This is a genomic window from Telluria sp. GW821-FHT07G12 (assembly GCF_059418525.1).
This window is the reverse complement of record NZ_JBWKQA010000003.1, coordinates 22,074-34,544: the sequence shown is the minus strand read 5'-3', so window position 1 is coordinate 34,544 and position 12,471 is coordinate 22,074. Positions and strand designations below refer to the sequence as shown.

Sequence of the window (12,471 nt, the reverse complement as noted above, 5' to 3'; positions counted from 1 at the left end):
CTACCTGAATTGTTTCGAAATTTCGCTGACAACTTCACAATCTGTCGGTATTTCGCGACGCCATGCGCGCCTTGCTCAGTGCCCGGCCTTGTTGCCCTTGCCGATCTCCCGCCAGTCGGTCTCGTTCAACTCGACGCCGAATTTTTTCGCTGCCGCGCGTATGCGTGTCCACGCTTCGTCGCGCTCCTTGTCGGTCACGTCTTCGACCCGGCTGAAACGGGCGACGGCATTGCGGACGTGGCTGGCGTCTTCCAGCGGCTCCTTGCGCTGCTTGGGGAAAGCGAACTGCCGGCTCGAGATGTCGTCCCGGTCTTTCTGGTCCAGCTTGCTCATACGGCCTCCTCGGTATCGATCGGAAGGACCATTCTAGTCAAACGCGCCGGACCGGCTCGCGCGGCAGAAAAAAAACCGCGGACACGGGTCCGCGGTTTTCGTCGGTCTTGCTGCCGCCGGCTTACTTGGCCGTGCTGGCCGCCCGCTTGGCCGCCGGCTTCTTCGCCGCAGCCGTCTTGGCAGGCGCTTTCCTGGCGGCGGTCTTGGCCGCAGCCTTGGCCGGCGCTTTACGCGCGGTGGTCTTGGCGGCTACCGCAACGCCCTCGCCGTCCTCGCCCTCATCGGCGGCAGGCTTGGCCTTCGCGCCCGGCTTGGCCTTGCGCTCCTCGAACTCGAAGCTGATCTTGCCGTCCTTGCCGCGCACCAGGAACGCCTTGAACGAACGGCGCGTGCGCTGCGACACGAAGCCCGGCAACAGGTCGGTCTTGCCGTCGTTCAGCAGCTTGGCCATCTGCTCCGGCAGGATTTCCTGCTGCAGGATGATGCGGCTGCTGCGGAAGTCGCAGGTCTTGGGCTTGGCCACGCTTTTCTCGCACACGTAGGCCAGGGGCATCTCGTAGACGCCGCCGAAGCACTTCGGGCAGGGGCCGAGCGCGGTCTGGCCGGTGAAGTCGACGCCTTCGCCTTCCTCGCCATCGTCCTTGTCCTGGCCGAAGTCGAACTCCAGCTTGTAGTTGTGGATGTCCTCGTCGCGCACGATGCGCAGCACCGCGGCAAACGGACGTCCCATCTTCGAGCGGAAGCCCTGCAGCGGGCCGATGGTGCGCTTGGCGAGCAGTTCTTCGACTTCCTCGATCTCGAACTGGCGGCCGCCCGGCACTTTGGACATCGAGAAGTCGCACTTGGTGCAGGCGAAGCGGCGGTAGTTTTCCTTGACCACGCCGGCGCAGTTCGGGCACGGCGTTTTCAGGGTCGCGTACTCGCCTGGGATGGTGTCGTTGTCGTATTCCTTGGCGCGCTTGACGATGATCTGGGTCATCTGGGCGATCTCGCGCATGAACTCCTCGCGCGTGATGTTGCCCTTTTCCATCTGCGACAGCTTGTATTCCCACTCGCCGGTGAGTTCCGGCGCCGTCAGTTCGTTGACGCCCAGGCCGCGCAGGAGCGTCATGAGCTGGAACGCCTTGGCGGTCGGGATCATCTCGCGGCCTTCGCGCAGAAGGTATTTCTCGGTCAGCAGGCCTTCGATGATGGCCGCGCGCGTCGCCGGCGTGCCCAGACCCTTGCCGGCCATGGCGTCGCGCAGCTCGTCGGAGTCGACCAGCTTGCCCGCGCCTTCCATTGCCGACAGCAGGGTCGCTTCGTTGTAGCGTGCGGGCGGTTTGGTGACCAGGCCGTTCGGCGTGACCTTGTCGGCCAGCACCTTCTCGCCCTTGGCGACCGGGACCAGGCTGGCGCCGTCCTTGTCGTCGCCGGTGGTGTCCTTGCCGTACACGGCCAGCCAGCCGGGGTTGGTCATGACCTTGCCTTCGGTCTTGAACTGGTGGCCCGAGACTTCCGTGAAGCGGGTCGTGACCAGGAACTCGGCGGCCGGGAAGAACACGGCCATGAAGCGGCGCGTGACCAGGTCGTACAGCTTCTGTTCCGGCTCGGACAGGTTCTTCGGCACCACGCCGGTCGGGATGATGGCGAAGTGGTCCGAGATCTTGCTGTTGTCGAAGATGCGCTTGTTAGGCTTGACCCAGCCTTTATCCAGGATCTGCTTGGCGAACTGGTGGTAGTTCGCGTTCTCCTTCAGCACTTCCAGGGTCGACTTGACCGTGCCGATATAGTCTTCCGGCAGCGCGCGCGAATCGGTACGCGGGTAGGTCAGCACCTTGTGCTTTTCGTACAGCGCCTGGGCCAGGCCCAGGGTGTTCTTGGCCGAGAAGCCGAAGCGGCCGTTGGCTTCGCGCTGCAGCGAGGTCAGGTCGAACAGGGCCGGCGCCATCGAGGTGGTCGGCTTCGATTCCTCGGTGACGATACCCTGCTTGCCGTGGCAGGCCACGACGATGGATTCCGCGGCGGCCTTGCTCCACAGGCGTTCCGGACGCTTTTCCGGATCGTTCTCGTCCTTCTTGAATTTCGTGTCCAGCCAGCGCCCTTCGTAGACGCCGGCGGCGCAGACGAACTCGGCGCGCACTTCCCAATAGTCGCGCGGCACGAACTTGCGGATCTTTTCCTCGCGCTCGACCACGATCGACAGGGTCGGGGTCTGCACGCGGCCGACGGTGGTCAGGAAGAAGCCGCCCTCCTTCGAGTTGAAGGCGGTCATGGCGCGGGTGCCGTTGATGCCGATCAGCCAGTCCGCTTCCGAGCGGCAGCGCGCGGCGTCGGCCAGCGGCATCATCTCTTCGTCGCTGCGCAGGTGGGCGAAGCCGTCGCGAATCGCGTTCGGCGTCATCGACTGCAGCCACAGGCGCTTGACCGATTGCTTGGCCTTGGCGTTCTGGGCGATCAGGCGGAAGATCAGTTCACCTTCGCGGCCCGCGTCGCATGCGTTGATCAGGGTGGTCACGTCCTTGCGCTTGATCAGCTTGTTCAGCACCTTGAGGCGCGATTCGGTCTTGGCGATCGGGTTCAGCGCGAAGTACGGCGGGATCATCGGCAGGTGGGTGAAGCTCCACTTGCCGCGCTTGACGTCGTACTCCTCGGGCACCGCGATTTCCAGCAGGTGGCCGACGGCGGACGACAGGACGTATTCGTCGGATTCGAAATACTCATCGTGCTTGGTAAAGCCGCCGAGCGCCTTGGCGATGTCGTTCGCCACGGAGGGTTTCTCGGCAATGATGAGGGCTTTGGTCATATGGTTTCTCTATGTGTTCGATGGTCGCGGCTCGCGCATCATACATGACGGCGGCCAGACGGATCAGGAGCGCTTCCCGCAAACTCCTCGTCCGTTGATAGCTTATTGGTAACAATTGGCGCAATGCGGCAAATGATAAGCGGGTTGCCGCGCACTCCGCAAGTAGACTGTGCCTCATATGTGCAGAGGCAAAATACGCTTCATCTTGCTTTATTGCAAGAAAAAACGGCGCCGCAGCGCCGTTTTTGTCATGACATTTGTGAAATCTCAATGCAGGAGGCGTGGTTCCGCATCCTCGTCTTCATCGGCGCCAAAGAGGTCGTCGAACATGAGGGCGTCCGGCTCCTTGCCCTGGCTCCACAGCAGCATCAGGACGATGATCTTCAGCTTGCCGAGGGTGACCGGCGATTCGTCCAGCGCCAGTGCGCGTTCGATGACGATCTCACGCTGGCAGGCGGTGAGAAGACCGGCCAGTTCGAGGAACTGGATGAAGCCGACGGCGGCGCTGCCGAGGGTGTCGACTTCTTGCGATACATAGAAACGGGTGCCGCTGGACTCCAGGGCCGGATTGATGGTGCCGGCCATTTCGGTGAGACCGTTGAGCCAGTCCAGCGCTTCGGAAATTTCGATATCGTCGAAACCGACAGCCGACAGCTTGCGAGCCAGGGCGGCCGGCTCGGGGCAGGCATCGGGACGGTAGTACGTCTCGTAGAGGTAGACTAGGATGTCGAACATGGTGACGCTACTGTAGCAGCTAAGTTCGCCCCGGCACAAGTGCGTCACAAGGTCAGCTACCCTCCAGAAACATCATCGTTGTTTATCGGCCTTATCCGCTTCTCTACTCACTTCACCACTCTTTGCACCCTGCCACCAGGCCGCCTTTCCAGCATGCCGGCGAGCTCGAGCGCAAGCAGTTGGCTGCTCAATAATGCAGGGCTGATATTCAGCGATGCAATAAGGATATCGGGCTCGACCGGGTCGTGGCCGAGCGCCGCCAGCAAGGCCTCGCTGCCATTCGGCGCCGCATGGTCCACGCGGCTTGCCGGCACGGACGCGGCCGGCGCGCGCAGCAGCGGCGACCATGCCATCGCCTCCAGCACGTCGGCCGCCGTGTCGACCAGCTTGGCGCCTTCGCGGATCAGGATGTGGCAGCCCTTGGCGAGCGCGGCGTGGATCGATCCGGGAATCGCGAACACATCCCTGCCCTGCTCGGCGGCCTGGCGCGCCGTGATCAGCGAGCCCGACTGCGCCGCCGCCTCGACCACCAGCACCCCGGCCGCCAGCCCGCTGATGATCCGGTTGCGCTTCGGGAAATTGCCGGGCAGCGGGGGCGTGCCGACTGGATACTCGCTGACGATGCAGCCCTCGACAGCAATGCGTTCGCACAGCGCCCGGTTGCGCGCCGGGTAGACCAGGTCCGGGCCGGTGCCGACCACGGCGATGGTGGAGCCCCGTTCGTTCAATGCGCCCTCATGGGCTGCGGCGTCGATGCCCAGCGCCAGGCCGGACACGATGCACAAGCCGACGCCCGACAAAGCTTCCGCAAAGGCCAGCGCATTCGCCTTGCCCTGGACGCTGGCATTGCGGCTGCCGACCATGGCCAGCATGGGCGAGGCGAGACATTCCACACGTCCTTTTATATAGAGCAGCAGTGGCGGATCGGGAATATTCGCCAGCAGCTCGGGATAGCCGGGCTCGCCCAGCGCCAGCACGTGGTGGCCGGGCTGCTCACGCCAGCGCAGCGTGGCCTCGATCAGGCGCCCGGTCTCGCCGGATGCCGGCGCGCTCAAGGAACGCAGCTGGGCCGGTCCGATGTGGGCGGCGAGCTCGTCGCGGCCGGCCTCGAGGATGCCATCGATGTCGCCGAAAGCATCCATCAGCTTGCGCACCGTGCGCGGGCCGATGCCGCTTGCGCGTTCCAGACGGAGCCAGGCTGCCAGCCGGGCATCGCTCAAAAACGCAGCGGCCGCTGGTTTGACTGCAGCGGCCGCTTTGTAGGGGGTGTGGGGGTCCGTGTCCTGCACGGCGGAATTACTCCGGTGATTTCGCCACGTCGCCGACTTCCACCGGCAACGTCACTTGCATGACCAGTCCATACGAGACATGGCCGAACACCCGGAAAATGAACAGTTCGCCAAACTGCTCGTCCGGCATCCGCATCGTCGATTTGCCGAAGCCGAGGAAGCCTTTGCTGCCGCCCGGGTCCTGGATCGTCTTCCCGAGATGATAGAGCTGCAGGACGGAGCCGACATCGAGTCCGTCAAGTGCGCCCCGGTTGACAGTCACAACCTGGCTCTGCGCCGCGTAATTCGATTCGCTGGCCATGGCCATGACGCGGGCCCTGACCGGCCGCGCCGGCGCATGCGGCATGTAATTGCGCATCGGCATGGGCGGGGTCGGCAGCAGGCGGTCGCCCACGCCCATTTCCTGTACCGAAGCGGTGACGACGAAGCTGTGCACGTCCACGCCCGGCCCGGCTTCCTTGACCAGCTTGGCGGCGCCCACATAGGCGGCCTCGTGGGCAACGACCTTGCCGGTGTCGGGGTCGACCAGGGGCTTGCCTGGACGGAAGACCTGGAAACTGGTGGCGCCGTTCAGGGCGCCGCGCACGTAGATGCGGTCGCCTTCGGCAAGGAAGACCCGGGTTTCCGGGGCGGCGGCGATGCGCGGCGCCGCGTCCAGCTCGCGCGGTTCGATCACCAGCGGCTGGGTCAGGAAGGGTTCGATCGCGCCCGAGGGAATCGAGGAAATGGCCTCGCCTTCCATTTGTTCGGTGCGGACCTGGGGCGACAGCTTGGTGAGCGGCGGCTGGCCGGCCTCGGCGTCGGCGGTGCCCGGCCTGGTCAGCGTCAGGCGGCCATGGGCGCGGTCGAAGTAGATGATCTGGCCCGGGTAAATCCAGTGCGGGTTGCGGATCTCGTCGCGGTTCATGCCCCAGACCTCGGGCCAGCACCAGGGATGTTCGAGGAATTTGCCGGAAATATCCCAGAGGGTATCCCGCTTGACGACGACGTGCTGGTCGGGCGCGTTCGGACGGAAAGTGCAGTGAGGGCCGGCGGATGCCGGGGCGGCCTGGGCCGGGATCGCCAGGACGGCAGCGGCAAGAGCCACGGCGGCAGTGCGCCCCGTGAGCGATCGGACGACGCCTGTGCTAAAATTTTTCATCAAAGAGTCCGTAAAGTGCGGCGAAAAGCACGGCAAACGACTCCCTCACCGCACGCCGGACAAAAGCTTGCCGGACTGAAGGGTTGCCGAACTGAATCAAATTCTGCCCACAAATCCATGAACTAGCAAGACAAGCGCGTCCTGCTCCAGGCGCGCCGTGTTGCTTTTATGTCTGTGCGGAAACAATTGTACAGGCTTGACGGGGATGGCGGACACCCCATCTACGCATCACCAACAAAATAAACAGAGTAATCGAGAACCATGGCCTTACTGAACATCCTCCGCTATCCCGACCCGCGCCTGCACAAAGTGGCCAAACCGGTCACCGAATTCAACGCGCGCCTTGAAAAGCTGGTCGCGGACATGGCCGAGACCATGTACGACGCCCCCGGCGTGGGCCTGGCCGCGACCCAGGTCGACGTGCACGAGCAGGTGATCGTCATCGACACCACCGAAACCCATGACGAGCTGCTGGTCTTCATCAACCCGGAAATCACCTGGTCCAGCCCGGAAAAGCAGGTGTATGACGAGGGTTGCCTGTCGGTGCCCGGCATTTACGACGGCGTCGAGCGTCCGGCGCGCGTCAAGGTGAAGGCCGTCGACCAGCACAACAAGCCCTTCGAGATGGAATGCGACGGCCTGCTGGCGGTCTGCATCCAGCACGAGATGGACCACCTGATGGGCAAGGTCTTCGTCGAATACCTGTCGCCGCTCAAGCGCAACCGCATCAAGACCAAGCTGATGAAGGAAGAACGCGCCCAGCAAAACAGCGGGCCCAAGGCCGCCGGCCGTCGTTGATGGCGGCGCGCATGAAGGTGGTCTTCGCGGGGACCCCCGAGTTTGCCGCTGTCGCGCTGCGCGCGCTGATCGAGGCCGGCTTCGAGATTCCCCTGGTGCTGACCCAGCCCGACCGCCCGGCCGGGCGCGGCATGCAGCTGCAGGCGTCCGCGGTCAAGCAGGTAGCGGCGGCCCACGGCATCGAGGTGCTGCAGCCGCTCTCGCTGCGCATGGACAGCAAGGATGCTCAGCGCGCTGAGGAAGCGAAAGCCGCCCACGAGCGCCTGCTGGCCACGGATTACGACGTGATGGTGGTCGCGGCCTATGGCCTGATCCTGCCGCGCTCCACCCTGGACATCAAGCCCTGCATTAATATCCACGGCTCCCTGCTGCCGCGCTGGCGCGGCGCCGCGCCCATCCACCGCGCGATCGAATCAGGCGACCTCGAGACCGGCGTGACCATCATGGAGATGGAAGAAGGCCTGGACACCGGCCCGATGCTGTCGATGGAACGCCTGCCCATCCTGGACACGGACACCACCGGCAGCCTGCACGACAAGCTGGCCGAGATGGGCGGACGGATGATCGTCGACACCTTGCGCAAGATGGCCGACGCTGGCTTGCAGGCCGAGCCGCAGCCGGAAGAAGGCGTGACCTATGCCGCCAAGATCAGCAAGGAAGAGGCGAAGCTGGATCTGCAGCGCCCTGCCCTGGAGCTGGCGCGCAAGGTGCGGGCATTCAATCCTTTCCCGGGCGCGCATGCGCAAGCGGGTGGTGTGACTGTAAAAATCTGGAATGCGCAGGTTGCGGACGGCAAGGGCCAGCCCGGCCAGGTACTGTCGGCCGATGCTCAGGGGATCGTGGTGGCTTGCGGCGAAGGCGCGCTGCGCCTGACGGAACTGCAGAAACCGGGCGGCAAGCGCCTGGCGGCTGGCGAATTCCTGAAAGGATTTTCGTTCGACGGTCTGTCGTTCGAATAAACGGTTCGAATAAGGACTTCGAAAAAAACGAAGGGGGCTCAGGCCCCCTTTTTTTCGCTTAGTGCTGCTCGCCTTGAGCACGCACGCGATTGGCTTCCATGTACTCGCGCAGAACCTGGTTGATGCGGGTCTGGTAGCCCGGACCGGCCGACTTGAACCATTCCAGCATGTCGACGTCCAGACGGATCGTCACGATCTGCTTCACACCGCTCACAGCGTTCTTGTTGGTAGTGCTTTCTTCAGTGCGGGCTGCCGGCTGGTCCCATTCAGGCACGTATTCTTTGTTCATTTCAATTCTTCCCATTGAGGCGGCGGACGACGGGTCCGCGCATTCCGTTCGATTTGGACTAGGGGCCGCGCCAGCGGCGGCTCCATGGAATTAATTGTCGTCTCTGTATGTATCCGGGAAATTGCTATTTGGCCTCATTTTGTATCGCACTGTAACAATGTGGCTTTTGATACATAAGGTTACAAACGTCTTTACATCGCGGCTGTTTTCGTTCGCCTTCCGGCCCGCCTTTGCGCCTTGTGGTGGCAGCTGCTTGACACGGGAACAAACTCTGCTAGTAAAGGTATAATCGAAGACCCGCCTCTGTAAAACCCGCCCCGGAAGAACGAATGATGACCACCGCCGCCCACACCTACTCCCCCGCCGACGCCCAGCTGCGCGAGATCCTCGCACGCCGCATCATGATCCTCGACGGCGCGATGGGCACGATCATCCAGCAGTACAAACTCGACGAGCAGGCTTACCGGGGCGAACGCTTCGCGACCTTCAGCGCGCCCGAGGGAAGCGGCGCGCGCGAGCTGTTCGTGAAGGGTAACAACGAGCTGCTGAACCTGACCCAGCCGCAGATCATCCAGGAGATCCACGAGCGCTACCTCGCGGCCGGCGCCGACCTGATCGAAACGAACACCTTCGGCGCCACCAGCATCGCCCAGGACGACTATCACATGGCGCACCTGGTCTACGAGATGAACGTGGAGGCCGCCAAACTGGCGCGCGCCGCCTGCGCCAAGTACTCGACCGCGGACAAGCCGCGCTTCGCCGCCGGCGCCCTCGGCCCGACCCCGAAGACCGCCTCGATTTCGCCGGACGTGAACGACCCGGCTGCCCGCAACGTGACTTTCGACCAGCTGGTCGCTTCTTATTATGAGCAGCTGCGCGGCCTGGTCGACGGCGGCGTCGACCTGCTGCTGGTCGAGACCATCTTCGACACCCTGAACTGCAAGGCTGCGCTGTTCGCGATCGACCAGTACTTCGACGAGCATCCCGGCACGCCGCGCCTGCCGCTGATGATTTCCGGGACCGTCACCGACGCCTCGGGCCGCATCCTGTCGGGCCAGACCGTGCCGGCCTTCTGGAACTCGGTGCGCCACGCGAAACCGCTGACCATCGGCCTGAACTGCGCGCTGGGCGCGGCCCTGATGCGCCCCTATGCGCAGGAGCTGTCGACCATCGCCGACACCTATGTCTGCATCTACCCGAACGCCGGCCTGCCCAACCCGATGAGCGACACCGGCTTCGACGAACTGCCGGCTGACACCTCGGCGCTGCTGAAAGAGTTTGCCGAAGCGGGCTTCATCAACGTGGCCGGCGGCTGCTGCGGCACCACGCCGGAACACATCAAGGCCATCGCCGGCGAGATGGCCAAGGCCACCCCGCGCGCCGTGCCGGAAGTACCGACCGCGCTGCGCCTGTCCGGCCTGGAGCCCTTCACCATCGACGACGCCTCGCTGTTCGTGAACGTCGGCGAGCGCACCAACGTGACCGGCTCGAAAGCCTTCGCGCGCATGATCCTGAACGAGCAGTTCGACGAGGCGCTGTCCGTGGCGCGCCAGCAGGTCGAGAACGGCGCCCAGGTCATCGACATCAACATGGACGAGGCGATGCTGGATTCGCAGGCGGCCATGACGCGCTTCCTGAACCTGATCGCGTCCGAGCCGGACATCTCGCGCGTGCCGATCATGATCGACTCCTCGAAGTGGAGCGTGATCGAGGCCGGTCTGAAGTGCGTGCAGGGCAAGGCCATCGTCAACTCGATCTCGATGAAGGAAGGCGAGGAAGAATTCATCCGCCAGGCCAAGCTGTGCCGCCGCTACGGCGCCGCCGTGATCGTGATGGCCTTCGACGAGCAGGGCCAGGCCGACACCTTCGAGCGCAAGACCGAGATCTGCAGCCGCGCGTATAAAGTGCTGACCGAGCAGGTCGGCTTCCCGCCGGAAGACATCATCTTCGACCCGAACATCTTCGCGATCGCCACCGGCATCGAAGAGCACGACAACTACGCGGTCGACTTCATCAACGCCACGCGCTGGATCCGCGAGAACCTGCCGCATGCGAAGGTATCGGGCGGCGTGTCGAACGTGTCCTTCTCCTTCCGCGGCAACGACCCGGCGCGCGAAGCCATCCACACCGTGTTCCTGTACCACGCCATCAAGGCCGGCATGACCATGGGGATCGTCAACGCCGGCATGATCGGCGTCTACGACGACCTGTCGCCGGAACTGCGCGAGCGCGTCGAGGACGTGGTGCTGAACCGCCGCAAGGACGCCACCGAGCGCATGATCGAATTCGCCGGCACGCTGAAGGCCGGCGGCAACAAGCAGGAAGCGAACCTGGAGTGGCGCGAGGCGCCGGTCGGCAAGCGCCTGGCGCACGCGCTGGTGCACGGCATCACGCAGTGGATCGTCGAGGATACCGAGGAAGCGCGCCAGCAGATCGCGAATGAAGGCGGCCGCCCGATCCAGGTGATCGAAGGCCCGCTGATGGACGGCATGAACGTGGTCGGCGACCTGTTCGGCCAGGGCAAGATGTTCCTGCCGCAGGTGGTGAAATCGGCGCGCGTGATGAAGCAGGCCGTGGCCCACCTGATCCCCTTCATCGAAGAGGAAAAGGCGGCGGAAGAAGCGCGCACCGGCATCGTGGCGAAACCGAAGGGCAAGATGGTGATCGCGACCGTGAAGGGCGACGTCCACGACATCGGCAAGAACATCGTCTCCGTGGTCCTGCAGTGTAATAACTTCGAGATCGTCAACATGGGGGTGATGGTGCCCGCCGCCGAGATCCTGGCCAAGGCCAAGGAAGAGAACGCGGACATCATCGGCCTGTCCGGCCTGATCACGCCTTCGCTCGAAGAGATGGCCTATGTGGCGCGCGAGATGCAGCGCGATCCGTGGTTCCGCGAGCGCCAGGTGCCGCTGCTGATCGGCGGCGCCACCACCAGCCGCGCCCACACGGCCGTCAAGATCGCGCCGCATTACGAAGGCCCGGTGGTCTACGTGCCGGACGCCTCGCGTTCGGTGTCGGTGGGCCAGGCCCTGGTGACCGCAGACACCCGCGACGCCTGGGTGGCCGAACTGGCCGAGGACTACGAGCGCATCCGCGAGCAGCACGCCAACAAGAAGGCGCTGCCGATGGTGAGCCTGGAGCAGGCGCGCGCCAACAAGGCCAAGCTCGACTACGCGCCGGTGAAGCCGAAGTTCGTCGGCCGCCGCGTCTTCAAGAACGTCGACCTGGGCACGCTCGCGCGCTACATCGACTGGGCCCCGTTCTTCCAGACCTGGGACCTGGCCGGCCCCTACCCCGCCATCCTCACCGATGAAGTGGTGGGCGAAGCCGCCAGCAAGGTGTTCGAGGAAGGCCAGGCGATGCTGAAGAAGATCGTCGACGGCCGCTGGCTGACGGCCAACGGCGCGGTGGCCCTGCTGCCGGCGAATACCGTCAACGACGACGACATCGAGGTCTACACCGACGACACCCGCAGCGAAGTCGCCTTCACCTGGTACGGCCTGCGCCAGCAGGGCGTCAAACCCGTGGTCGACGGCGTGCAGCGCCCGAACCAGTGCCTGTCCGACTTCATCGCGCCGAAGGAGTCCGGCGTGGCCGACTACATCGGCATGTTCGCGGTGACGGCCGGCCTGGGCGCCGAGAAGATCGAGAAGCGCTTCGAGGCCGAAGGCGACGACTACTCTTCCATCATGGTCAAGGCCCTGGCCGACCGCCTGGCCGAAGCCTTTGCCGAGTACATGCACGAGCGCGTGCGTACCGACCTGTGGGGTTACGAGCCGCTGGAGAACCTCAGCAACGAGCAGCTGATCAAGGAAGCCTACGTCGGTATCCGCCCGGCGCCGGGCTACCCGGCCTGCCCGGAGCACACCGTCAAGGCCGAGCTGTTCAAGACCCTGCAGGCCGAGGAGATCGGCATGGAGCTGACCGAGTCCTTCGCCATGTACCCGGGCGCGGCGGTGTCGGGCTTCTACTTCTCGCACCCGGAATCGAAGTACTTCGTGGTCGGGAAGATCGGCCAGGACCAGCTGGACGACATGGCGGCGCGCCGTGGCTTGCCGAAAGAGGATGTCGAGCGTTATCTGGCGCCGAACCTGTCGTAATCGCTTACGTGAACGTGGGCACGGAGTGCCCACCCTACA

General features: G+C 64.2%; 9 protein-coding genes. 3 read left to right on the top strand and 6 right to left on the bottom strand.

What is annotated here, in order from left to right:
- Positions 1 to 75: 75 nt before the first annotated feature.
- The 5 genes from AC07PE_RS12645 to AC07PE_RS12625 all read right to left on the bottom strand — a co-directional run bounded on the left by AC07PE_RS12645 (position 76) and on the right by AC07PE_RS12625 (position 6,283).
- Positions 76 to 333: a DUF6582 domain-containing protein gene (locus AC07PE_RS12645; protein ID WP_498764854.1), complete on the bottom strand. Its 258-nt coding sequence runs from the start codon at positions 331 to 333 to the stop codon at positions 76 to 78.
- Positions 334 to 454: 121 nt separating this feature from the next.
- A complete protein-coding gene (locus AC07PE_RS12640) occupies positions 455 to 3,118 on the bottom strand; it encodes a DNA topoisomerase III (protein WP_498764851.1) in 2,664 nt (887 codons plus the stop codon).
- A gap of 267 nt (positions 3,119 to 3,385) precedes the next feature.
- Positions 3,386 to 3,853, bottom strand: coding sequence for a Smg family protein (locus AC07PE_RS12635; protein WP_498764849.1), 468 nt, complete (start codon positions 3,851 to 3,853; stop codon positions 3,386 to 3,388).
- A 107-nt stretch (positions 3,854 to 3,960) separates the two neighbouring features.
- Positions 3,961 to 5,073 carry a DNA-processing protein DprA gene (gene dprA, locus AC07PE_RS12630; protein ID WP_498764847.1) on the bottom strand — a complete coding sequence of 371 codons (1,113 nt, stop codon included), beginning with the start codon at positions 5,071 to 5,073 and terminating at the stop codon, positions 3,961 to 3,963.
- A 76-nt stretch (positions 5,074 to 5,149) separates the two neighbouring features.
- Positions 5,150 to 6,283 (bottom strand): LysM peptidoglycan-binding domain-containing protein, encoded by a 1,134-nt coding sequence (locus AC07PE_RS12625; protein WP_498764845.1) that lies wholly within the window; start codon positions 6,281 to 6,283, stop codon positions 5,150 to 5,152.
- 261 nt (positions 6,284 to 6,544) lie between these two features.
- On the opposite strand from AC07PE_RS12625, the gene def reads away from it, so the two are divergent.
- Both def and fmt read left to right on the top strand, forming a co-directional pair.
- Positions 6,545 to 7,081: a peptide deformylase gene (gene def, locus AC07PE_RS12620; protein ID WP_498764843.1), complete on the top strand. Its 537-nt coding sequence runs from the start codon at positions 6,545 to 6,547 to the stop codon at positions 7,079 to 7,081.
- Positions 7,082 to 7,092: 11 nt separating this feature from the next.
- Positions 7,093 to 8,040 carry a methionyl-tRNA formyltransferase gene (gene fmt, locus AC07PE_RS12615; protein WP_498764841.1) on the top strand — a complete coding sequence of 316 codons (948 nt, stop codon included), beginning with the start codon at positions 7,093 to 7,095 and terminating at the stop codon, positions 8,038 to 8,040.
- A 58-nt stretch (positions 8,041 to 8,098) separates the two neighbouring features.
- On the opposite strand, the gene AC07PE_RS12610 is transcribed toward fmt, so the two are convergent.
- Positions 8,099 to 8,329, bottom strand: coding sequence for a BrnA antitoxin family protein (locus AC07PE_RS12610; protein ID WP_498764839.1), 231 nt, complete (start codon positions 8,327 to 8,329; stop codon positions 8,099 to 8,101).
- Positions 8,330 to 8,658: 329 nt separating this feature from the next.
- Here AC07PE_RS12610 and metH point away from each other — a divergent pair, with 329 nt between their 5' ends.
- Entirely contained in the window at positions 8,659 to 12,432 is a 3,774-nt protein-coding gene (gene metH / locus AC07PE_RS12605) for a methionine synthase (protein ID WP_498764837.1), read from the top strand.
- Positions 12,433 to 12,471 lie beyond the last annotated feature (39 nt).